21 protein-coding genes are annotated in these 21522 nt (G+C 62.9%); 15 read left to right on the forward strand and 6 right to left on the reverse strand.

What is annotated here, in order from left to right; all coding sequences use genetic code 11:
- Positions 1-2 precede the first annotated feature (2 nt).
- On the reverse strand, positions 3-989 hold the full coding sequence (locus ABIE35_RS04375; protein WP_354512702.1) for an SDR family oxidoreductase: 987 nt from the start codon (positions 987-989) through the stop codon (positions 3-5).
- A 106-nt stretch (positions 990-1095) separates the two neighbouring features.
- Between ABIE35_RS04375 and ABIE35_RS04380 the strand changes: the two genes are divergently transcribed.
- Entirely contained in the window at positions 1096-1281 is a 186-nt protein-coding gene (locus ABIE35_RS04380; protein WP_354512704.1) for a CsbD family protein, read from the forward strand.
- Positions 1282-1437: 156 nt separating this feature from the next.
- On the opposite strand, the gene ABIE35_RS04385 is transcribed toward ABIE35_RS04380, so the two are convergent.
- Positions 1438-3180 carry a purine-cytosine permease family protein gene (locus ABIE35_RS04385; RefSeq protein WP_354512706.1) on the reverse strand — a complete coding sequence of 581 codons (1743 nt, stop codon included), beginning with the start codon at positions 3178-3180 and terminating at the stop codon, positions 1438-1440.
- Between the two features lie 195 nt (positions 3181-3375).
- On the opposite strand from ABIE35_RS04385, the gene bioB reads away from it, so the two are divergent.
- From bioB to fdxA, 13 genes are all read left to right on the forward strand, one after another.
- Entirely contained in the window at positions 3376-4419 is a 1044-nt protein-coding gene (bioB, locus tag ABIE35_RS04390) for a biotin synthase BioB (protein WP_354512708.1), read from the forward strand.
- Positions 4416-4646 (forward strand): biotin synthase auxiliary protein BsaP, encoded by a 231-nt coding sequence (gene bsaP, locus ABIE35_RS21185; protein WP_502921358.1) that lies wholly within the window; start codon positions 4416-4418, stop codon positions 4644-4646. The genes bioB and bsaP overlap by 4 nt, the downstream gene beginning before the upstream one ends.
- Positions 4647-4687: 41 nt before the next feature.
- Positions 4688-5167 carry a very short patch repair endonuclease gene (locus ABIE35_RS04395; RefSeq protein WP_354512710.1) on the forward strand — a complete coding sequence of 160 codons (480 nt, stop codon included), beginning with the start codon at positions 4688-4690 and terminating at the stop codon, positions 5165-5167.
- 369 nt (positions 5168-5536) lie between these two features.
- Complete coding sequence (locus ABIE35_RS04400; protein WP_354512712.1) at positions 5537-5884, forward strand: Hpt domain-containing protein; 348 nt, start codon at positions 5537-5539, stop codon at positions 5882-5884.
- Positions 5885-5974: 90 nt separating this feature from the next.
- Positions 5975-6574: a helix-turn-helix domain-containing protein gene (locus ABIE35_RS04405; RefSeq protein ID WP_354512714.1), complete on the forward strand. Its 600-nt coding sequence runs from the start codon at positions 5975-5977 to the stop codon at positions 6572-6574.
- 161 nt (positions 6575-6735) lie between these two features.
- Complete coding sequence (locus ABIE35_RS04410; RefSeq protein ID WP_354512716.1) at positions 6736-8076, forward strand: MFS transporter; 1341 nt, start codon at positions 6736-6738, stop codon at positions 8074-8076.
- A gap of 9 nt (positions 8077-8085) precedes the next feature.
- Positions 8086-9450 (forward strand): FAD-dependent oxidoreductase, encoded by a 1365-nt coding sequence (locus tag ABIE35_RS04415; RefSeq protein ID WP_354512718.1) that lies wholly within the window; start codon positions 8086-8088, stop codon positions 9448-9450.
- On the forward strand, positions 9447-10703 hold the full coding sequence (locus tag ABIE35_RS04420; protein WP_354512720.1) for a CaiB/BaiF CoA transferase family protein: 1257 nt from the start codon (positions 9447-9449) through the stop codon (positions 10701-10703). The genes ABIE35_RS04415 and ABIE35_RS04420 overlap by 4 nt, the downstream gene beginning before the upstream one ends.
- On the forward strand, positions 10700-11506 hold the full coding sequence (locus tag ABIE35_RS04425) for an enoyl-CoA hydratase-related protein (protein ID WP_354512722.1): 807 nt from the start codon (positions 10700-10702) through the stop codon (positions 11504-11506). The genes ABIE35_RS04420 and ABIE35_RS04425 overlap by 4 nt, the downstream gene beginning before the upstream one ends.
- Before the next feature lie 47 nt (positions 11507-11553).
- Complete coding sequence (locus ABIE35_RS04430; RefSeq protein ID WP_354512724.1) at positions 11554-12498, forward strand: dihydrodipicolinate synthase family protein; 945 nt, start codon at positions 11554-11556, stop codon at positions 12496-12498.
- Complete coding sequence (locus ABIE35_RS04435; RefSeq protein WP_354512725.1) at positions 12498-13310, forward strand: SDR family oxidoreductase; 813 nt, start codon at positions 12498-12500, stop codon at positions 13308-13310. Before ABIE35_RS04430 ends, ABIE35_RS04435 begins: the two co-directional genes overlap by 1 nt.
- A gap of 26 nt (positions 13311-13336) precedes the next feature.
- Positions 13337-14815 carry an aldehyde dehydrogenase family protein gene (locus tag ABIE35_RS04440; RefSeq protein ID WP_354512727.1) on the forward strand — a complete coding sequence of 493 codons (1479 nt, stop codon included), beginning with the start codon at positions 13337-13339 and terminating at the stop codon, positions 14813-14815.
- Between the two features lie 6 nt (positions 14816-14821).
- Complete coding sequence (gene fdxA, locus ABIE35_RS04445) at positions 14822-15106, forward strand: ferredoxin (protein ID WP_354512729.1); 285 nt, start codon at positions 14822-14824, stop codon at positions 15104-15106.
- A 14-nt stretch (positions 15107-15120) separates the two neighbouring features.
- Here the strand turns inward: fdxA and ABIE35_RS04450 are convergent, their stop codons facing one another.
- Positions 15121-15864, reverse strand: a complete 744-nt coding sequence (locus ABIE35_RS04450) for a response regulator transcription factor (RefSeq protein ID WP_354512730.1) — start codon at positions 15862-15864, stop codon at positions 15121-15123.
- Between the two features lie 99 nt (positions 15865-15963).
- Here ABIE35_RS04450 and ABIE35_RS04455 point away from each other — a divergent pair, with 99 nt between their 5' ends.
- Positions 15964-17634, forward strand: coding sequence for a sensor histidine kinase (locus ABIE35_RS04455; protein ID WP_354512732.1), 1671 nt, complete (start codon positions 15964-15966; stop codon positions 17632-17634).
- Between the two features lie 6 nt (positions 17635-17640).
- Here ABIE35_RS04455 and ABIE35_RS04460 read toward each other — a convergent pair whose 3' ends face one another.
- The 3 genes from ABIE35_RS04460 to ABIE35_RS04470 all read right to left on the reverse strand — a co-directional run bounded on the left by ABIE35_RS04460 (position 17641) and on the right by ABIE35_RS04470 (position 21454).
- A complete protein-coding gene (locus ABIE35_RS04460) occupies positions 17641-17880 on the reverse strand; it encodes a PLDc N-terminal domain-containing protein (RefSeq protein WP_354512733.1) in 240 nt (79 codons plus the stop codon).
- Positions 17881-17916: 36 nt separating this feature from the next.
- Positions 17917-19125, reverse strand: coding sequence for a 5-methylcytosine restriction system specificity protein McrC (locus ABIE35_RS04465; protein ID WP_354513026.1), 1209 nt, complete (start codon positions 19123-19125; stop codon positions 17917-17919).
- A 94-nt stretch (positions 19126-19219) separates the two neighbouring features.
- Positions 19220-21454 carry an McrB family protein gene (locus ABIE35_RS04470; protein ID WP_354512734.1) on the reverse strand — a complete coding sequence of 745 codons (2235 nt, stop codon included), beginning with the start codon at positions 21452-21454 and terminating at the stop codon, positions 19220-19222.
- Positions 21455-21522: the final 68 nt, after the last annotated feature.

Raw genomic sequence — 21522 nt, forward strand, 5'->3', positions numbered from 1 at the left:
AGCTAGGCGAGGTGCTTGCCGCCGGTGACGCCGATGACCGATCCGGAGATGTAACTGGAATCCTCGCTGGCCAGCAGGACATAGGTCCCGGCAAGTTCGGCAGGCTGCCCTGCGCGGCCCAGCGGGGTGTCCTGGCCGAACTTTTGGATCTTTTCCGCAGGCTGGGTGGGCGGCTGCAGTGGCGTCCACACGGGACCCGGCGCTACTGCATTGACGCGGATCCCTTGAGGACCCAGTGACTCGGCCAAAGAGAAGGTCATGCTGTTGATGGCTGCTTTCGTCGCTGCGTAGTCGATGAGTGATGGGCTTGGATGGTAGCCCTGGACGGACGAGGTGTTGATGATCGCGGCGCCGGGCTTCAAATGCGGCAGTGCTGCCTTGGTGAGCCAGAACAGCGCATAAACGTTGGTTTTGAAGGTTTGATCGAACTGTTCGGTGCTGAGGTCTTCGATCCCCCGGCTCGTGGTCATCTGGAACCCGGCGTTGTTCACCAGCACATTGATCCCACCGAATTCGGCGACGGTTTGGGCAATGACTTCTTGGCAGAACTCTTCGTCCCGCAAGTCACCAGGTAGCGCGAGCGCCCTGCTGCCGGCGTCTTCGATCAGCTGGACAGTATGCTCGGCGTCCTGCTCCTCTTCAGGCAGGTAGGTGAAAGCGACGTCCGCACCTTCACGGGCAAAAGCAATCGCTACGGCTTTACCGATCCCGCTGTCGCCGCCCGTAATCAGGGTCCGGCGCCCCAGCATCCGGCCGTGCCCCACATAGCTTTGCTCGCCGTGATCGGGGCGAGGAGTCATGGCCTCGGTCCAGCCCGGATAATCCTGTGTTTGTGGCTCGAACCCTTCGGACGGGTATTTGGTCCGGGGATCCGATGCTTCGTCCTCCGGATCGTAGGATTCGGAGACCACATTGTTAACCAGCGCCATGGCGATGTCCTCGTCCAGGTCTGTTTGCTCCGTCTCTTCGTTCTGGATCTCCTCAGCCATGATCTCAGTGTAAGCATCCTGATGATCTTGGAAGCGTTCAGGAAGTACCCAGAATTGCTCGCTAGCCTAGCAATCGTCAACGTTGGATTACATCGAAGGAGGGCCCATGGGACTCGGAGACAAGATCAGCAACAAGGCACAGGAAGTTTCCGGCAAGGCGAAGGAAGCCTTGGGAGACGCCACCAACAACGAGAAACTGCAGGCAGAAGGTGTCGCTGACCAAGCGGCCGCCAAGACCAAGCAGGCTGGCGAGAACGTCAAGGACGCCACGAAGGACGCCTTCGACAAGTAAGCCGCACAGCATTACACCGCACGAAAACACACAGCGCAACGCCCCGGCTCCCTTGATGGAAGCCGGGGCGTTTCGCGTGGGCCCTATTAGGTAGCAGCACAGCTCCAATGAGCACTCAATAGAGCAGGTGCTGTTACTCAGTTGGGTACGGAGGGGCTACTTTTGCGCCGGGAGTACCAGCTCGCCCGACTTATCCGTGGACAAGGCGAGGGACGAAATGTACTGGGGTTCGCCGTCGGGGCCGTCCTGAGCCGATCGGAGCATGTCCGGGCGTTCGAACTCAAGCCCTGTGACGTGGCAGAGGAGTTTTTCGTCGCTGGGGTTGCCGTCGGCGTCGAACATGGGGAGGTCGATGCCGTCGTCATCACGCCGCAGGTAATAGCGGCCCTTTGTCACCAGAGCCAGCACGGGCGGCAGGATCAGCGCCAGGCCCACCGCGAAGATCGGCGAGAACGGCTGGACACCGGAACCAAAGGCCCCGAAGAACACCGCGATGGAAACCCCGGCAGAGACCAGCATGGACACGAAGCCCACGGGGTTCACGGCGTACAGCATCCCGCGGCGGAACTCCGGAACCTTGGGTGAAATCTTCAGCAGGTACTTGTTGATCGCGATGTCAGAGGCCACCGTAACAACCCAGGCCATGGCACAGTTGGCGTAGAAGCCCAGGATGGTGTTGAGGAACTCGAACATGTTCGACTCCATCAGGATCAGCGCGATGACCAGGTTCACCACCACAAACACCATGCGGCCCGGGTAGGTCTTGGTGATGCGTGTGAAGGAGTTTGTCCAAGCCAGTGATCCGGAGTAAGCGTTGGTGACGTTGATTTTGATCTGGGAAATGACCACGAGCACCACGGCCAGGGTCATCGCGAGCCACGCCGGCATCATTTCTTCGTAGACGCCCAGGAACTGGTGGACCGGCTCATTCGCGGAAGACGCCGCGGCGGGGTCGAGCTTGGCGATCAGGTAGATCGCGATGAACAGCCCAATGATCTGCTTGATGGCGCCGAAGATCACCCAGCCCGGTCCGGCCAGGATCACTGCGCGCCACCACGCGCCCTTGTTCTCCGCGGTCTTGGGCGGCATGAAGCGAAGGTAGTCGATTTGCTCGGCGATCTGCGCCATGAGGGACAGGCAGACGCCCGCGGCCAGCATTACCGAAGCCAGGTTGGGACCACCCTCGCCGGATGCTCCAGTGAAAGCGAAGAACGCGTCGATGCTCTCGGGGTGGGACAGCAGCAGGTAGCCCACGGGGACCACCATCAGCAGCAGCCAGAGCGGCGTTGTCCACACCTGCAACGTGGCGAGCGTCTTCATCCCGTAGATCACCAGCGGAATGATGATGATGGTGGACACGGCGTAGCCGATCCACTGAGGAATGCCCAGGCCCAATTGCAGGCCCTGGGCCATGATGGATCCCTCGAGGGCAAAGAAGATGAACGTGAAAGTGGCAAATATGATGTTGGTGACTACCGAGCCGTAATAGCCGAATCCTGAGCCGCGGGTAATCAGGTCCAGATCGATGTTGTAGCGCGCGGCATAGTAGGCCAAGGGGAAACCGGTAGCGAAGATGATCACTGCGGCCACCATGATGCCGAAAATTGCATTCACGGTTCCATAGGCAATGCCAATGTTGGCCCCGATCGAGAAGTCCGCCAGGTAGGCAATGCCGCCCAGCGCACTCGTGGCCACCACTCCGGCGCTCCACTTCCGATAGGAGCGCGGGGCAAACCGGAGCGTGTAATCCTCCAGGCTCTCCTTGGCTGCGCTCATGGCATCGGTGTTGGTGGGCGCCGTTGCGCCCGCAGTTTCACCACCCGGAGTGGTGATTCCGACGGCGTTGCCAGCCGCCGTCGTCGGCTCCAGTGTTGCGGTACTCGTCTTGTCGTCACTCATGCGTGGTCGCTTTCGTCCGGGGAGGGTGCCTCATCCCCGACGCTAGTCACGCAGCGCGTCAATTCAGTCACGTGCATGTTTCACAGCTGTAACTTCTGCACCAGCCGCCCCGCGCAGCCAACTCCAAAATCAACCACGTCCGTTTGTACGCACCCCACAAAATCACCCTTCACCAGCGCGGATACCGTCAAGGACATGACCACGCAAGCACCCCAAGAAGCACGGGAAACCCAAGAAACCACCAGTTACGCCATCCTGGACACCGCCCGGGAGCAGGTCCTCGAACGCGGAGAGGGCCTGAACGAGGCCCAGCTCATCGAGATCCTCGAACTCCCCGACGACGCCATCCCCGCAGCACTGCAACTAGCCCATGAAGTCCGCCTTGAGCACTGCGGAGAGGACGTGGAGGTGGAGGGGATCATCTCCATCAAGACCGGTGGCTGCCCCGAAGACTGCCATTTCTGCAGCCAGTCCGGCCTGTTCGACTCCCCCGTTCGCGGCGTCTGGCTGGACATCCCCGAACTCGTCAAGGCGGCCAAGGAAACCGCCGCCACCGGAGCCACGGAGTTCTGCATCGTCGCAGCCGTGCGCGGCCCCGACATTAAGCTCATGAACCAGATCAAGTTCGCGATCGACCGCATCAATGAAGAAGTGGACATCAACATCGCCTGTTCGCTCGGCATGCTCACGCAACGCCAAGTGGACCAGCTGGCCGAATGGGGCGTGCACAGGTACAACCACAACCTGGAAACGGCGCGCAGCTACTTCCCCGAGGTGGTCACCACCCACAGTTACGAAGAACGCCTGGAAACCTGCGCCATGGTCAAGGCCGCCGGCATGGAACTGTGCTGCGGTGCCTTGATCGGCATGGGTGAGTCATTGGCGCAGCGCGCAGAACTCGCCGCCCAACTCGCAGCCCTTGAACCACATGAGGTCCCGCTGAACTTCCTCAACCCACGCCCCGGAACACCCCTGGAAAACCAGGGAATCATGGACGGCAAAGATGCCCTCCGGGCCATCGCCGCGTTCCGGCTCGCCATGCCACGAACTGTCCTCCGTTACGCCGGTGGCCGCGAGCTGACCCTCGGCGACCTCGGCACACGGGAGGGCCTTCTCGGCGGCATCAACGCCGTCATCGTGGGTAACTACCTGACAACGCTTGGACGCCCCGCCAACGCCGACCTCAACCTCTTGGTGGAGCTCAACATGCCCATCAAGGAATTCCAGAAGTCGCTGTGACCAGCCAGCTAACGCAGCCGTACTGCGGACTCTGCGGAGGTGAGGGCCCGACGTCGGACCCTCACCAGGGCTGCCAACAGCGGCTGGCGATGGAGCCTCCGCGCTTTTGCCCGCAGTGCCGCCGCCGCATGAAGGTCCAGGTGACGCCGCTGGGGTGGACCGCGGAGTGCTCGCGCCACCCCCGCACGAGTTTTTGTACAGATAATGCCCCTAAGAGCGCTCCATAAGGGAATTATCTGTACAAAAACTCCCTGGGTAGGCTGGACGTATGGGCCAGAGCCGGGACCTTCTGACGCAGGAGCAGCGCAGCCGCAACATGTCCAGGATCCGGGGAAAGAACACCAAACCGGAGCTGTTGGTCCGCAAACTCCTGCACGCCAAAGGATACCGGTATCGGCTGCACGGTCAGGCCGGGCCCGCGAAGCTGCCGGGGCGCCCGGACCTGGTGTTTGCGGGCCGGCGCAAGGTGGTTTTCGTCAACGGCTGTTTCTGGCACTTCCATGATTGCAAGGTTGGCCAGCACGCCCCAGCAGCGAACGCGGAGTTCTGGGAAGCCAAGCGAACACGGACCCGCGAGCGCGACGCCCTGCAGCGGAAACAGCTGGAAACTGCCGGTTGGGGCGTGTTGACAGTCTGGGAGTGCGAATTGAAAGACCGGTCGGTTCTCGAGGAGAGGCTTACGGCGTTCCTTGACTCCGGCGCAGCCTACGGCGTGGATGTGGAGGACGGAGCGGACTCTGCGGTCTGACCCGCGCCGGCACCGTGGGAGCTCTGTTCCCACAGCGCAAAAGCAGCCGTCCCACCGATTCCCAGCAGAACCGTCATGCAGAAGACGATGATAACCATGAGGCCTGGTGCTGGACGAGCACTACTGTTCATGCTGTTTACCGTTCCTTGATTCAAGCCTGGAATCCCCCAGATCCGCGATCTTTCATCTGCTTCTCCCTACCTTCGCGGCGGCCAATCAAGACTCCCTCTGAGTCCGCTCAAGATTGGATCAAGCTTTCGTTTTTTGGCGTGTCCACAGTTCCACGGGTCCTACTGTTGAATCGTGAATCTATTGTTTGGAGGCGGGAGGAGTCTGGTGTCCGAGTATGACGAGTGCATAGACTCCCTGGTGGATCGCACCGTCCTCACCGAACTCCAGGCCGAGCTTGGCGGAGACCAGGCCATCATCACCGCGTTCGTCCGCAACTACGTAGCCCTGCTGCCATGGCGCGTTTCCAGGCTTCACAGGGCTCTGGAAAACCTGGACATGGAAGACGCCATGGACGCAGTGTTGAGCCTGAAGACATCCAGCCAGATGGTGGGCGCTATCTGCATGGACCGCTTGGCTACGGAGTTGGAGATCAGCCTCAGGCTATTGCCCAACGCGGACCATCTTGACGAGCTCAGGCCCCAGGTAGTGGAGATCGAGCAGTTTGTCTTCGGCACCATCTCAGAACTGGAAACACCGATCCTCTAAATTTCTTCAACTTATTGAAGAGAAACCATTGACTCGCTAAATATCTTCACTATAGTTGTGTGAGTTAGCTCACCAGCGAAGGATGCGGCAATGACAACCGAGACTCCTGCTCCCCCAGCCACCAGCGAACTGTTGGCGACTGTTGGGAACAAGGTGCGCACCATGCGCAAGGCAAAGGGCATGACCTTGGCCCAACTCTCGGACATCACCGGGCTCAGCCAGGCGATCGTCAGCCAGATCGAACGCGGCATGGCCAACCCTTCCTTCACCACACTCGCTCAACTGGCCCATGGCCTGGACATCCCGGTCGGCAGATTCTTCATTGGCCAGGACGAATCCAAGTCCCCCGTGGTCCGCAGATCCGAACGACGCAACCTTAAGAACGTCACCCGCGAATCCGTGGGCGAAGCGGTGCACGAGCTGCTCACCCCGAACCGCGACGGAAGCATCGAAGCGCAGTGGATCAGTACGCCCCCAGGGCACGACACCAGCGACACACCTTTTACCCACAGCGGTGAAGAGTTCTGCTACATCATCTCCGGCCGTAAGGACGTCTATCTCGACGGCGTCTGCTACAGCCTTGAAGAGGGCGACTCCATCACCTACTCCTCAGAAATCCCCCACTGGTACAAGAACAGCTACGAAGAGGTATGCGTAGCCATCTGGGTCAACGCACCACACGCGTGGTAAGCCTGCCGCCCCGCGGCGCCAGCGTTTTCCCTTAACTGTCCGGACACGACACCGTGGCCGCTGACAATCCTTGCCACTTTCGCATCAAACGCCTCCTCCACCAGGCGTTCCTGCGTCATACCCTCCCACGCCCTCCGGGGCGTCAGCGTAAGGACACTTCCATGCTCCACACCACAACAACGGACAACGTAGTCCCGTCACCACATACCAGCCCCTCCGCCCCTGGCAACACCGGCAAGAACGCGAAATTCACCCCGGAAGTCCGCAAGGGCCTGCTTGGCCTGGGCCTGGGCAACGCACTGGAATGGTACGACTGGATGGTCTTCGGACTCCTGTCCGCCTTCATCGGCCCCAACTTCTTTCCCAACACTGATCCGCTCTCCGCAACGCTGAACGCCTTGGCCGTGTTCGCCGTCGGATTCGCCTTCCGCCCCTTGGGCGGCATCCTCCTCGGAACCCTCGCCGACCGCATCGGCCGGCGCCGCGTGATGCTGTTGTCCATCATGTTGATGGCCGGCACCACGCTGATCATCGCCGTCACTCCGAACTATGAAACCATCGGCCCTGCTGCGGGCATCATCCTGCTGGTTTGCCGCGTCCTGCAAGGCATCTCCACCGGCATCGAAGCCCCGCTTTCCACGTCCCACGCCGTGGAGCTCGCTCCGGAGGGCCGGGAAGGCTACGTCGCGGGCATCATGTCCTTCTACGTCAACATCGGCATCCTGCTCGCTTCGCTGATCAGCTTCCTGTGCAGCCTGGTCCTTGGCGGCGCAGCCATGGCCGAGTGGGGCTGGCGCGTTCCGTTTATCATCGGCGCATTGTTCGGCTTCGTGGTGCTCTACCTGCGCCGCTCACTGCCGGAAACCCTCAAGGCCGAGGAAATGGCCACCAATACTCCCCGCGCCGTCTGGTCCGGAGTCCGTAAACACTGGTTGTCCGTCCTTGCAATCATCTTCGTGGTGGGCGCAGCCCAGGCTTACAACTACGCCTGGAACGTTGGACTCCCCAGCGCCGCACGCAGCGGGTTCAAGGAAGATCCCACCGCCGTCTTTGCCCTGACCACCATCCTTGGCGTCATCCTGGTGGTTGGCAGCTGGATCATCGGCAAGCTGGCCGACGGCAAGGCGATGTCCAAGTGGTTCCTCGTCACCCGCATCCTCGCCATTCCCTCCGTGTTCCTCATGCTGATGTACGTCCAGCCGGGCATCGGCGGCTTCGCAGCAGTCCTTCTGGGCGGCTCGATTGTCCTGGTCCTGAACATGACCCTCTACAACGTGGTCAGTTCGTCCCTGATGCCCAAGAACATCCGCGGCACAGGCGTGGCCCTGGGCTATGGCATCGGCGTCGCCCTCTTCGGCGGCACAGCCTCCTACCTGCTGGTCTGGTTCCAATCCCTGAACATCAGCTGGGTCTTCCCGGTCTACGTAGCCGTCCTCTCCATCCTCAGCATCGTTTTCTACCTCGCCGCACGCCGTACCAACGGCATCTTCGTCGGAAAGTAAGGACTCATCATGAACTCGCTCGAACTCAGCACCACGACGGCGGACCTCACCGCCCCGGTCATCTCACGTTCTGACGTCCTGGTAGTCGGCGGTGGTCCCGCAGGTGTGGCCGCTGCGGTGACCGCGGCCCGCTCCGGTGCCAAGGTCACGCTGCTGGAACGTTACTCGTCCTTGGGCGGACTGGCCTCCGGTGGCATGGTCCTGGTGCTCGATGACATGATCAACGGCCAGGAAATCACCGTCACCGGCATCGTCTCCGAATACGTGGAACGCCTCCAGAAACTGGGCTTGGCCATCGTCCCGCCGGCTGATGACCGCAAGACCTCCGAGGAACTGTGGAACAAGTGGGGCCGCTACGGCACCTTCGACTTCCACTCCCACACCAACCCGAAGCCCATCTGCTACGCCGCAGCCTTCGATCCCGACGGTTGGAAGCGCGTCTCCAACGACCTCGTCCGCGAAGCCGGCGTAGACCTGCGCCTGCACTCCTGGTTCTCCCGCCCCATTGTGGACAACGGCGTGATCAAGGGCGTCATCTGCGAAACCAAGCTCGGCCCGCAGGCCTTCATGGCCGACGTCGTGATCGACACCACCGGCGACATCGACGTCGCTTCGCGTGCCGGTGCCAGCTACGCGAAGGACAACTACCTCACCACCCTCGTCTTCCGCCTGGGCAACGTAGACACCAACGCCGCCGAAGCCTTCGAACAGGCCAACCCCAAGGAGGCCCGCGCCATCAACCGCAAGATTAAGCGCCTCCTCGGCGGCGCCTGGGAACTCTGGTGGCTCAAGACGCCCATTGACGGCGTGGTCTGGTGCAACGCTCCGCACATGTCAGGCTTCGACGGCGTAGACCCCGCTGACATGACCGCCGCAGAATTCGCCGCCCGCGACCGCATCTCCGAAGCCGTTGACTACGTTCGTGCCAACCTCCCCGGCTTCGAAAACTGCTACATGCTGGACGTCGCCTCCCAGATGGGCGTCCGCCAGACCAGGCTCCTGCAGGGCGAGTACGTCATGACCAAGGACGACGTCACGCAGCGCCGCCACTTCGGGGACACTGTGGCCCGCGGCCGCGACTACTACTACCCGTACCGTTCGCTGCTGCCCAAGGAAGTGGACCAGCTCCTGGTGGCCGGCCGCCACTACTCCGCGACACCGGAGGCCCAGAAGATGTCCCGCGAGATACCGCCCTGCATGGCCATGGGCCAGGCCGTCGGCGTCGCAGCAGCCCTCGCGGTGGAAAACAACCTCCTGGTCCGCGACGTCTCAGCACTGGACATCCAGCAGGGCATGCGCCGCCACGGCGCAGACCCGGGCGACGTCCCGTCGTCGAACGCTACAGTGGACGCAACCGCAGCGGTGCCGGCATGAGCACCGTGACTGTAGAACCGGAACAGCAGGAAAGCACGACGGCGGCACTCGCCGCTGCTGCCCCCGCACCGGCGCCGCTCCCGCTGGACGGCATCAAGATCGTGGATTTCACCCAGGTGTTCATGGGCCCGTCCTGCACGCAACTGCTGGGCGACTACGGCGCAGACATCATCAAGGTGGAACGCCCCGGGGCCGGTGACATCTCGCGAAACTCGTTCCCGGACCAGGACGGGCAAGACAATCCGATCTTCCTGTCCATCAACCGGAACAAGCGCAGCGTCTCCGTCGACACCCGCACCGAAGAAGGCCGCGAGGTGCTGCATCGCTTATTGGCCGATACAGACGTGGTGGTCAGCAACTTCCGCTCCGGCGTCATGGAACGCATGGGCTTCGGCTACGAAGAACTCAAGGCTACGAACCCGGGAATCATCTGGGCCTCCGGAACCGGCTTCGGACCCGCCGGCCCCTACTCGCACAAGGGCGGACAGGACGCGATCGCGCAGGCCTACTCCGGTGTGATGTGGCGGCGGGAGTCCGAGGACACCAAGCCGGCCATCTACCCCACCACGCTCTGCGACTACATCACCGGCATGCACCTCATGCAGGGCATCCTGCTGGCGTTGCGCACCCGTGAAACGTCCGGGGTGGGCCAGCGCGTGGAGGTGACCATGTACGACTCAATGCTGCACCTGCAGATGCAGGAGGCGTGCATGCAGCTCAACCGCGGCTACGAGGTCAATTGGGGTGCCATGCCCCTGAGTGGCGTCTTCGAAACCACCGACGGTGCCGTGTGCATGGTGGGCGGTTTCACCCCGGACCCGCTGGCACGGATCTCCGAGGCCCTGGGCCTGGACGAAGACCTCACGCAGCGGCCGGAGTTCTCCAGTCTTGAGCAGCAGTTCAAGAACAAGCCGGCCTTGCAGGAGATCTTCCGCGAGCGCATTGCCACCAACTCCACCGAGTATTGGACGCACCAGCTTGAGGCGCAAGGGCTGCTCAACGCTCCGGTGCACACCTTGGAGCAGGCGTTGGCTGATGCACAGACCGAGGCCAACGGCATGATCGTGGAAGCCGAACACCCCTCTGTGGGCACAGTGCGCATGCTGAACGCACCCATTCGGCTCTCCGCCACCCCTCCCACTATCCGTCGTGCTGCTCCGCGCCTTGGTGAGCACAACGTGGAAGTGCTGCTGGAGAATGGCTTTGACCCGGAAACCATAGAACGCCTGCAGCAGCTGGGGGTCCTCCGATGACGGCTGTTGTGGAATCCCGCGTTGATGCCGTCACCCTCACCCTCGAGAACCATGTGGCAACAGTGGTCATCGATCGCCAGCACGTGCTCAACGCCGTCGATGCCGCCGCCCAGGCCCGGCTCAACGAGATCTGGTCCCAGCTGGAGAACGATCCATCAGTGCGTGTTGTGGTGATCACGGGTGCAGGCTCGCGGGCGTTCTCCGTTGGCGCAGACATGTCCGCCTCAGCCGTGGACAAGACCGGCCTGGAGTACTGGGCCAGCCTGGATCCCAACGGCTTCGGTGGATTGAGCCTGCGCACCACCCTCGATGTCCCAGTGATCGCCCGGGTCAACGGCTACGCCCTGGGCGGCGGGATGGAGATGGTGCTGGGCGCAGACATCGTGGTGGCGGCCGATACTGCGAAGTTCGGCTTGACCGAGCCCCGGGTTGGGCGCTTGGCGCTCGACGGCGGCATCCACCAGTTGGTGCGGCGGATACCGCACACACAGGCCATGGGCATGCTTCTGACCGGCCGAAAAGCCGACGCCGCAGAAATGCAGTCCATGGGACTCGTCAACGAGGTAGTTACCGCTGAAGAGCTCGACGCCGCTGTGCAGCGCTGGGTGGACCAGATCCTTGCCTGCGCGCCCACGTCTGTCCGGGCCGTGAAGCAGATGGTCACACAGACCACCCATCTCACGGCGAAGGAAGCCCGCGGCCTCCGGCTGCCAGCCCTCATGTCCGCCCTGGACAGCGAAGACTCAGCCGAAGGTGTCCGCGCCTTCCAGGAGAAGCGCCCGCCCGTCTGGCCGGGCCGCTAAATAGTCCGTTTTCCGCTCTTTGCGGTTCGCAGTGAAAGGAACCAACCATGACGCAAACTTCTGCGCCCAAAAACCGGGAACCCCTGCCAGCCGGCGTGTGGGGCGTTGTAGCCACACCGTTCCAAGGCAGCACCCTGGACGTGGACCTGGACAGCCTGGCCGAGCTCGTGGAGCACTACGAGTCCATTGGCACCACCGGGCTCACCGTCCTGGGCGTCTTCGGCGAAGCCGCCGCACTCACGGCCGATGAACGCCGCCATGTCCTGGAAACGGTGGTCGAAAGCACCTCGCTCCCGTTGGTCGTTGGCGTGACCGCCTTGGCAACCCGCCCGGCCATCGAGGAAGTCCGCGCCGCCCAGGACATCGCCGGTTCCCGGCTCGCGGCTGTCATGGTGCAGGCCAACTCAGCCAAGGCTGGGACGGTTATTGCGCACCTGGAGGCAATCAACCGGGCCACCGGCGCCAACGTCGTCCTGCAGGACTATCCACTGGCCAGCGGAGTCGGCATCGCCACATCGGCACTGATCTCCGTTGTCACGGCCTGTGACTATGTCATCGCCGTCAAGGCAGAGGCACCGCCCACCAGCGTCGCGATCGCGGAGCTGAGTGCCGCCGTCGGGGTTTCCATCTTTGGTGGTCTCGGTGGGCAGGGCCTGCTGGACGAGTTGATGGCCGGCGCTGCCGGCGCCATGACGGGTTTCTCGTACCCCGAAGCCCTCATCGCCTGTGTTCGGGCCTGGCAAAAGGACGGCTACGAGGCTGCCCAGCGCGAGCTGCTGCCGTACTTGCCTTTGATCAACTTTGAGCAGCAGGCAAAGGTCGCATTGGCCATCCGCAAGGAGTGCCTGCGCGAGCGGGGGCTTATCAAGGACTCCGGTGTCCGTGCACCGGCCGCGGGTTTCCCCGAAACCCTGCGGAACAGCATGGGGACACATCTGCGCGAAGCAGCTGTGGCCCTCGACGCCGCCAAGAGCACCGCGGGGAGCTTCTGATGGACCTGGGAATCGCTGGAAAAACTGCCCTCGTCGCTGCCTCCACGGGTGGACTGGGATTGGCCGTTGCCCGTGCCCTCGCCGCGGAAGGAGTGCGTGTGGCGATCATTGGCCGCCGCAGGGACCGGGCCAAGGAGATTGTCGAAGAACTGCAGGCTGCTTACGGAAGCGGTTCACTGGGTGCCAACGGCTTTGACGCCGTGGCCATCGAGGCTGATCTGACAACCCCTGAGGGGATCGATTCAGCGGTGGAGCAAACCGTGGCGGATCTGGGCCCCATCGACATCCTGGTCCTCAACGGTCCCGGTCCCAAGCCCGGCGCCGCCGCCACTCTAAGATCCGACGACATCGCCGCGGCCTTCGACCTCCTGGTCAAACCCCACCACGCCCTGGTATCGCACGTCCTCCCGGGGATGCGGAAACGGCGTTGGGGCCGCATCCTGGCCATTGGATCCAGCGGTGTGTCGGCGCCCTTGCCCAATCTCGCAGTGTCCAACACCGGACGCGCCGCACTTGCCGGCTACCTCAAAACGCTGGCGGCAGAAGTTGCCCTGGACGAGGTCACCGTGAACCTGCTGCTGCCCGGCAGGATCGCCACCGACCGCGTCACCCAGCTCGACCAAGCCGCCGCCAAACGGCGCGGCACCACGCTGGAAGACATCCAGCTCGAGTCCCGCAAGACCATCCCCGCCCGCCGCTATGGAGAACCCGCCGAGTTCGGTGCGGCCGCCGCTTTCCTGTGCAGCGCGCCGGCGTCGTACATCACTGGCGTCGCGCTCAGGTGCGACGGCGGCCTGATCCGCAGCCTCTAAACCACACTACTTTCAAAGGAAACGTCATGACGTCCACCAGCCTGGAAACCGCCACCACCATCGACGCCGAAACAAGCACCGCACAACACCTCATCAACGGCCAGTGGCTGGGCGAAGCCGACACCCAGCGGATGAACCCGGCCAGGCCCGGCGAACTCGCCGCCCTCTCCCCCAGCGGCACGGCAGAAGACGTCGACGCCGCCATTTCAGCCGCCGCAGCCGCGCAACCGGGCTGGGCTGCCATGCCCGCACCGTCGCGCGGTGCCATCCTCATCGCCGCCGGCAACCTCCTGATCGAACGCCAGGCCGCCATCGCCGAGGACCTGGTCCGCGAAGAAGGCAAGACCCTGGCCGAGGCCAAGGGCGAGGTCAAACGCGCCTCGGACGTCTTCCGGTTCTTCGGCTCGCTCGGCTGGGCGGCCACCGGAGAGGTCCTTCCCAGCGGCTTGCCGGACACCACCATCACCACGCGCCGCGAACCGCTGGGCGTCATTGGGCTCATCACTCCATGGAACTTCCCCATCGCCATCCCGGCATGGAAGACAGCCCCGGCGCTGGTCAGCGGCAACACCGTGGTCATCAAACCGGCGGAGCTCACACCATTGTCCGCAACCCATCTGGCCCGTGCCCTGCAGGACGCGGGACTGCCCGCAGGCGTGTTCAACGTGGTGCATGGCAAGGGCCGTGTAGTGGGAGACGCGCTGGCCAGGGATCCGCGCATCGCTGGCATGTCGTTCACAGGCTCCACCAATGTGGGCCTCGGACTGCAGGAGATCCTCAACGCCCGCCGCGCCCGCGTCCAGCTGGAAATGGGCGGCAAGAACGGTGTCCTGGTCTTGGACGACGCCGATGCCCGCAAAGCCGCGCAGGTAGTGGCCGCTGGTGCTTTCGGCCTGACGGGACAGGCTTGCACCGCGACATCGCGTGTCTACGTGACGCCGGGCATCCGCGCTGCGTTCGTGGAAGCTTTGGTCGAGGAAGCAGCTGCGTACAGCACCGGTGATGGGCTTGAGGGCACCACCCGGATGGGTGCCGTGGTGAGTTCACAGCAATTCGGGCAGGACCAGGCAGCGGTGCGTGCCGCCGTCGAACGCGGTGCAACGCTCCTCCACGGAAGCTACGACGGCGACCCGAACGGTCCGCTGTTCTTCCCGGCCGCGGTGCTCACCGACCTGCGTTTGGACGACGCAGCGGTCACCGAAGAGATCTTCGGACCCGTGGTTGCCGTACTTGAGGTGCCGGATTATGAGGCCGGGCTCGCTGCCATCAACGATTCCCGCTACGGCCTCACTGCCGGCATCTGCACCGACTCACTGGCCCTCGCCACGGACTTCGCTGCAAGGGCCCAGGCCGGCGTCGTCAAGGTGAACCGCCCCACCGCCGGACTGGACCTCAACGTGCCTTTCGGTGGCGTGAAGGACTCTTCAACGAATACGTTCCGCGAACAAGGAAGGTCCGCGCTGGACTTCTATACGTGGGGCAAAACCGTCTACACGGGTGTGTAGCGCGCCATGAGCTACGTGATCGCCCAGCCCTGCGTGGATGTCAAAGACAAGGCGTGCATCGACGAATGTCCCGTGGATTGCATCTACGAGGGCGATCGCTCGCTCTACATCCACCCCTCCGAATGCGTGGACTGCGGCGCCTGCGATCCTGTGTGCCCCGTGGAAGCAATCTACTTCGCGGACGACGTCCCGGACGAGTGGGCTGACTATGTCCGGGCGAACGCGGAGTTCTTCGAAGACCCCACCCGCGACCACCCGGTGATCGCGGCGGAGCCGCGGCTCGTGGCCTGATTGTTGTGCAGGTCCTAGTTGTTGCTTGAGGCGGGCGCCAGGCGGTAACCGACGCCGCGGACCGTCTCAAGCCAGCGGGGCGCCTGGATGCTGTCGCCGAGTTTCTTGCGCAGGTTGCCCATGTGTACCTCAACGGCCCGTTCGTCGGCGTCGCTGACATAACTTCCGACGTCGTATGGTTCGTTGCGGAGGCGACGCGCCAGGTCTGCCTTGGTCCGGACGATCCGTCCGGTTTCCAGCAGTGCGAGCAGGAGGTCGAATTCGGTGCGGGTGAGCTTCAGCTCCGCACCGTTCAGGACGGCGGTGCGGGAACCTGCCGAGACGGCCAGGCCGTTGTGGCTCACCTCAGGGTCCACTTCTTCCGGAACGCTCCTGGAGTCTGACGACGCGCGGGGCCTCCGCATCATGGCTTCAACACGGGCGCGCAGCTCGCGGGGTCGGAACGGCTTGGTCAGGTAGTCGTCGCCACCGGCTTCCAAGCCCATGAGGGTATCGAGCTCTTCGGCGCGTGCCGTCAACATAATGATGTAGGCATCGGAGGATTTACGGATCTGGCGGGCAACCTCAAAGCCGTCAATATCCGGGAGGCCCAGATCCAGCGTAATGACATCAGGATTCAGTTCACGCGCCGACGTCACACCAGCAGAACCGGTGGATGCAGTGTGAACATCGAACCCCGCCTGGGATAGGACTACCCTTACCAGCTCGCGAATATCCTGGTCATCTTCAATGACCAGCCCCACACGTACTTCACTCATCGCTGCCCCTCAGCCCCTTCGATAACCTCAGAAGTATATCCATTATGGTTAGGCTGATCTCATGAACCGACTTTCTTCTGCATCCGCGGTGGATGTGCCATGACCCACCCTTCGACGTGGGATGTTGGTGAAAAGAAGAAACTCCTGGTTTTTCAGCGCTCGTTCCACGAACATACCCTGCGGATGCGGGTTGTCCTCAGCCAACTGCCGTTGTCGGTATGTGTCTGTCTTTCGGCCATTCTGGTCTGGCTGTTTTTCCCGGCAACACTGGAGAATCCATACTTCCTGATATTCCTGCTGAGCCAGGCATTCCTCCTGGCCCTATGCGTCATTGTGCCGTGGCACCGGTTACCCTTCCCCAGCTTCCTGGCCATCCCTGTCCTGGACATGGTCTCCATATCCTTTGGACGTGAAGGTGGACAAGAAGCACTCACTGGCCTCAGCGTTCTGGTAGTTCTGCCTGTCATTTGGCTCTGCGCGTCGGGCCTCTATCCAAAACTTGCCATAGTCCTGTCATTCCTCGGGCCCTTGGCTATCGTGTGGGTTCCCGTGTTCGTCAGGGGTGACATCACCGAACAGGCCCTCACCAAGCCCTTGCTCTTCCCCATCCTGATCCTGGGAATCGGTGTGTCCGTCAGCGTCCTGACCTTGAGCATGGTGCGCCAGCAGCGCGCCTTGGAGGAAAAGGACGAGGCCCTCAAAGAAGCCTTGGAGGTCAGCACCAAGCAGGAACGGCTCCTGAATACCGTGATGGAAGCACTGCCCCTGGGAGTAGTAGCGGTTGACGGCGAGGGGCATGACATCCTCATGAACCGCCGCCAACGCCAAACCCACGTATTGGCCACTCCTCCCGATATCGACGATCCCAACGAGTCCCAGTTGCTGGTCTTCGACATCGACAGGACCACACCGCTGGACGCGGACCGCCGTCCCGTGAGACGGGCCGTTCTGGGCGAGCGGTTCACCGATCAGTTGGTCTGGCTCGGTGCTGGAGAGGGTCAACGCGCCTTCACCGCCAGTGCCCGGCCTATGGTGGACGACGCTGGAAAGTTCACAGGATCGGTGGTGGTGTTCAGCGACGTCACAGACCTGATGAACGCCTTGGCGGCCAAGGACGACTTTGTTTCCAACGTCTCCCACGAGTTCAGGACCCCGTTGACGTCCATCCTGGGCTACGTTGAGTTGATCTTGGACGATCCCGATGCCCTCGACGCGCGGTCCCGTAAACAACTCGACATCGTCAGGCGCAACGCCGAGCGGCTCCTCACTCTTGTTTCCGACCTCTTGGCCGTACGCTCAGGCCAAATCGTCATCCAGCCACACGCCGTTGACGTGGCGGAGCTGGTCCGAGGCAGCGTGAGCTCCGCGGAACCCCGGGCAGCCAAAGCAGGCATCCGCCTCTCGGTGGACCTTCCCGAAGCCCTGGAAGCCCACGTCGATTCCTCACGCATTGCCCAAGTACTGGACAACCTGGTTTCCAATGCGATCAAGTACTCACCCGACGGCGGCGACGTGGAAGTGGCCGCGTGGGAGGACAATGACTTCGTGTTCTGCCGCGTCACTGACACGGGCATGGGCATGAACGAAGAGGAACAGGCGGAAGCCTTCACCAAGTTCTTCCGCGCCGGCGGGGTTCGCAAGAGCGCCATTCCCGGTGTCGGGCTGGGCCTGCCCATCAGCAAGGCAATCGTCGAAGCCCACGGCGGCACCATCACGCTGGAGAGCGAACCAGGCCGCGGCACCACGTTTACGGTGAAAGTGCCCGCCTGAGCCTTTTTAGTTCTTCAAACCCGCTGCATCACGACGGCGGCCGAACAGGAAGTAGCTGACCGGGCCGAAGAAGTTGATGAACGACACCGCGCGCCAAACACCCTTCTTGCCTCTGATCTCTGAATCCGGGGTCTTGGCGATGCTGCGCTGCGCGGCCACCAACAAAGCCAGGTTCAGGGCTCCGCTGGCCAGAACCGAGATGCGTTGGCCCTTGCTCATCTCACGCCAGGATTTCTTGCCGGCCATGATTTCTCCTAATCGCCGAACGGTTTACCTCTCAGGCTAGTCCGACGCCGATCGGCCCGCCACAGCCTGGCGTACTACTTCACCCCAGGACTGTTCAGCGAGGTCAGCCACCGCTGCCAGAATTTCCGAGGGCGGCAGCGACAGGTCCAGCGGGTACTCCACGATGTCGATATCCGTGTTCAGGATGCGCCGCAATTTCACGTCCCCGCGGCCGGCGTAGATAAGCCATGCGGTGGGTACCCTGAGGGCCGTGCAGTAGGCCAGCAATTGGTAATGGTCGGCGCTGAGCGAGGCCCCGGCGTCGGACGCTGCTTTGTACTTGGAGTCATAGACCACCACGGGTCGGCCGCCCAGGAAGTGGACGGCGTCGGGGCGGACCGTCAGACGGTCCGAGTCATTCACGGCCTCGTTAAGCAACGCACCGTACTGGAGGCGCATCTCCCCCGGATGGGTGCCCATGGCAGCGCGCAAGGCGGTCCCCACGAACTCCTCGAACACCTGCGCCATGTCCACCACAAAAGACGCTGTTTGCTGTTTGCCCTCGCCGGCCTCAGCGGAGGCATTGCGCAGGATCACTTCCGAGAGTCTCAACACGGGGTGGTACCGGAGATTCATCCGGCTGGCACGCCACTGCGGCAGCGGCGCCCCGGACTGAAGCCGCGTCACGGCGTCGAGCTTTCCCTTGAGCTGCCGCAAGCGGCTCAGGACGTCGGGCCGGACACCGGGAACCTTACCCATCCTTTCCAAAGCGGCCCGGAGGATGCGGTTCTCAGCGATGTCCTCGGTGAATTCGTCGTAGGAGACTTCCAGCGGCACCATCATTCCGGGCCGGCGGGAGATCTGGTCAGAGATCCGGATCCGGCCTTTCACGGTCCGCAGTGACTCTTCCACGGTCAGGTAGCCCTGCAGGACGCCGCGACTGAGGGCCTTGTCCGCCAACTGCGCCAGCGATTCCGCCAGGGCACTCCACAAATCCGGGTGCTCCACGGCCTCCACTGAATGGTCCCGGAAGCCCTGTTCACCGGCGTAGCTGAGCAGGAACAGCAACCGGCTAAGGCCAAGGCGATCCTTGGGCCGGACTTCCAACTGCACGGCGGCAGTGCGGACCGAGCCCACCTTGCCCACGGGCTCAATCCGGTACAGGCCCATGCCCATAGGCGAGGCCTTCGCCAAACCGCTGGTATTGATGAACGCAGCCGACTGGGGGTCGAGCTTGTCCACCACGCCGCCGGAGAGCTCGTCCATGACGATATGCCGGGGACCCACGGTAGCCCGGCCGGCGCTGGCAGGTGCCCGGCCGGCGCTGGCAGGTGCCCGGCCCGGCCGCGGCGGGATGGCCCTAGCGGGCTGCAAGACGTCCCAGCAGCTGGTCCAGGCCGAAGCGCTCCTCCAGCTGAGCCCGGTTCAGTTGCCCGTGGTAGTGCTCTTCCAGCAGTGGCATGAGCTCGTATTTCCAGATCCGGCGCAGGCCCTTGGGATTCTGGGCGGCGTTCTTCATGAAGTATGACGGCCCAATCATCAGGTCCCGGTCCCAGTCGTCAATCGCGTCGTTGAGCGCGTCCAGCAGGTCCGCGTTGAGCGTGTCCAGCCCCCGCGCTTCAAGGAACCGGCGCAACGTGCCGCGGATCGGTTCCTCCTTGGGGTGGAGCTCGATGAACGCGAAACGGCGACGGATGGCTGCATCCATCATGGCGATGGAACGGTCAGCCGTGTTCATGGTGCCGATGATGTAGAGGTTGTCAGGCAAGCTGAACGGCTCGTTGGGGCTGTATTGCAGGTAAATGCGGTCGTCCCGGTACTCCAGCAGGAAGTACAGCTCACCGAAAACCTTGGCCAGGTTGGCGCGGTTCATTTCGTCGATGATGAGGAAGTACGGCTTGTGCGCGTTTTCCGGCTTGGCGGCTTCTTCCGCGAGCCGGCGCAGGGGTCCCGCTACGAGCTTGAAGGAGACCTGGCCGTCGTCGGTCTTGTCCGGGCGGTAGCCCTCAAAGAAGTCCTCGTAGGCGTACGACGGGTGGAACTGGACCAGTTTCACCCGCTCATCGGTGTGATCGCCCGCGAGCTCGGCGGCGAGGTGCTTGGCGAGATACGTCTTGCCGGTTCCCGGAGGACCATAGAGAACCAACTGCCGGTTCTCCTCTAGCAGCTCCGCGATCTCCTCTAGGGGTTCGAGGTCCATGTGCAGGGACGCTGCAAACTCTTCGGTCAGCGGCCGGAAACCTTGTTGGACAACCTCGACGACGGCGGTGGGCGGGGCCTCGTCCTCGCCGTCGGTTTCGGCTTCTACCGGGAGCAGTTCCTGAAGGGCCTGGATAACCCTGGTGACATCCACAAGGATCCCGGGAGTGGACAGTTGACGCTGGGCATGCCGGGGAAGTTCCGGGATGGCGTAACTGTCATCGAACCAGCGGACCTTGCGGCGGATGCGGCGATTGTCCTCGTGGTGTTCGGGCTCGCCCAAGACTACGCCAACACGGACCCGGCCTGCGTGCTGGTAGAGCGTGAGATCGCCCGGTTTCATCACGGTCAGGAAGGCAAAAACGGCGGTCTTGGTATCCTCGCGTTCCACATAGCCAAGGTGTTTGTAGTCCTCGTCCACGGCGTGCTGTACCACGCCCGCAGTGACACCCGCAGTCAGGGAACGCAGATGTTCCACGTCCAAGGTGGCCTTCTCTTCGGCTACCCAGGCAGCCAAGAGGTCCGCATTGTCGTGATGGGTTCGCAGGAGCCAGGAGCGACGACCTGGATCTCCCACCTTGCGCCATTGACTTACCAGTTGGCGGGCGTACCAGTCGATGCGCTGCCCGGCTTGCTCGTCCAGGTGCAGGCGGATGCGGTGGATATCCGCGGTGATGTCCTCGTCCGAGTCACCCTTGGCGCCGCCCACGAGCGAAGCAAAGGCGTCCCGGATCTCCTGGCGCTCCACATCGGCCACGACGGGCTCAAAATAGCTGGGCCACACCAGGTACTCGATGCTGCGGCGCAGGGCAGGTTGGTCTTCGGGTGTTGCGGCCGCGAGTTCGTGGAACTTCAGCGGGTCTTCAAGTGCCTCATTGATGGTGGCGGTGCTCAGGCTGTCCACGTGGGCGGCAAAGCGGCAAAGCCACTTCAGGTGGTCCCAGATGGTCCAGTTGAACTCCGCCGTGCGGTCACGGATGACGCCATGGTCCGTCATGCCCTCGTAGAGCTCTTCAGGCAACTCAACGGCCGGCTCAACCCAGGAGGCTGCCTCGGCAACACGGGCGCGCTTCACCCTGAGGGACTTGACCTCGTGCGCGAGCGGCAGGGACTGCAGGAACAGCAATTCCACGGCCAGCAACTTGGCCTCACGCGACGCGCCTTCCAGGTTCTGCCGAAGGTTGGTCATCATGGGAGCTTTGGAATCTTCCACTCCGCGCTCAAGCCGTTCCAGCAGCTCACCGGCGGCATCCGCGGTCCACGTCAGGGTCCGGCCGTCCAGCGCCGAAGGTCTCCCCTGCAGCGCTGGACCGAGCACATACCAGGCCGCGTCCTCGATCTCCTTGGAGACTCCGGGGGCGCGGTCAGTGGCAGGTTTTACGGAGGGAATCACCATGCCAACTTACCTTGTTTGGCTTACCTGGGCATCCGGATATCCACAGGCAGCCGCTCTACCCGTTTGAC

Origin of the sequence: Paenarthrobacter sp. 4246 (genome assembly GCF_040546855.1) — a bacterium.
Taxonomy (GTDB): domain Bacteria; phylum Actinomycetota; class Actinomycetes; order Actinomycetales; family Micrococcaceae; genus Arthrobacter.

Coding starts and splice junctions, on each gene's coding strand:
- ABIE35_RS04375 (WP_354512702.1), bottom strand. CDS start 989: ATGGCTGAGGAGATCCAGAACGAAGAGACGGAGCAAACAGACCTGGAC.
- ABIE35_RS04380 (WP_354512704.1), top strand. CDS start 1,096: ATGGGACTCGGAGACAAGATCAGCAACAAGGCACAGGAAGTTTCCGGC.
- ABIE35_RS04385 (WP_354512706.1), bottom strand. CDS start 3,180: ATGAGTGACGACAAGACGAGTACCGCAACACTGGAGCCGACGACGGCG.
- bioB (WP_354512708.1), top strand. CDS start 3,376: ATGACCACGCAAGCACCCCAAGAAGCACGGGAAACCCAAGAAACCACC.
- ABIE35_RS04395 (WP_354512710.1), top strand. CDS start 4,688: ATGGGCCAGAGCCGGGACCTTCTGACGCAGGAGCAGCGCAGCCGCAAC.
- ABIE35_RS04405 (WP_354512714.1), top strand. CDS start 5,975: ATGACAACCGAGACTCCTGCTCCCCCAGCCACCAGCGAACTGTTGGCG.
- ABIE35_RS04410 (WP_354512716.1), top strand. CDS start 6,736: ATGCTCCACACCACAACAACGGACAACGTAGTCCCGTCACCACATACC.
- ABIE35_RS04415 (WP_354512718.1), top strand. CDS start 8,086: ATGAACTCGCTCGAACTCAGCACCACGACGGCGGACCTCACCGCCCCG.
- ABIE35_RS04420 (WP_354512720.1), top strand. CDS start 9,447: ATGAGCACCGTGACTGTAGAACCGGAACAGCAGGAAAGCACGACGGCG.
- ABIE35_RS04425 (WP_354512722.1), top strand. CDS start 10,700: ATGACGGCTGTTGTGGAATCCCGCGTTGATGCCGTCACCCTCACCCTC.
- ABIE35_RS04430 (WP_354512724.1), top strand. CDS start 11,554: ATGACGCAAACTTCTGCGCCCAAAAACCGGGAACCCCTGCCAGCCGGC.
- ABIE35_RS04435 (WP_354512725.1), top strand. CDS start 12,498: ATGGACCTGGGAATCGCTGGAAAAACTGCCCTCGTCGCTGCCTCCACG.
- ABIE35_RS04440 (WP_354512727.1), top strand. CDS start 13,337: ATGACGTCCACCAGCCTGGAAACCGCCACCACCATCGACGCCGAAACA.
- fdxA (WP_354512729.1), top strand. CDS start 14,822: ATGAGCTACGTGATCGCCCAGCCCTGCGTGGATGTCAAAGACAAGGCG.
- ABIE35_RS04450 (WP_354512730.1), bottom strand. CDS start 15,864: ATGAGTGAAGTACGTGTGGGGCTGGTCATTGAAGATGACCAGGATATT.
- ABIE35_RS04455 (WP_354512732.1), top strand. CDS start 15,964: ATGACCCACCCTTCGACGTGGGATGTTGGTGAAAAGAAGAAACTCCTG.
- ABIE35_RS04460 (WP_354512733.1), bottom strand. CDS start 17,880: ATGGCCGGCAAGAAATCCTGGCGTGAGATGAGCAAGGGCCAACGCATC.
- ABIE35_RS04465 (WP_354513026.1), bottom strand. CDS start 19,125: ATGGACGAGCTCTCCGGCGGCGTGGTGGACAAGCTCGACCCCCAGTCG.
- ABIE35_RS04470 (WP_354512734.1), bottom strand. CDS start 21,454: ATGGTGATTCCCTCCGTAAAACCTGCCACTGACCGCGCCCCCGGAGTC.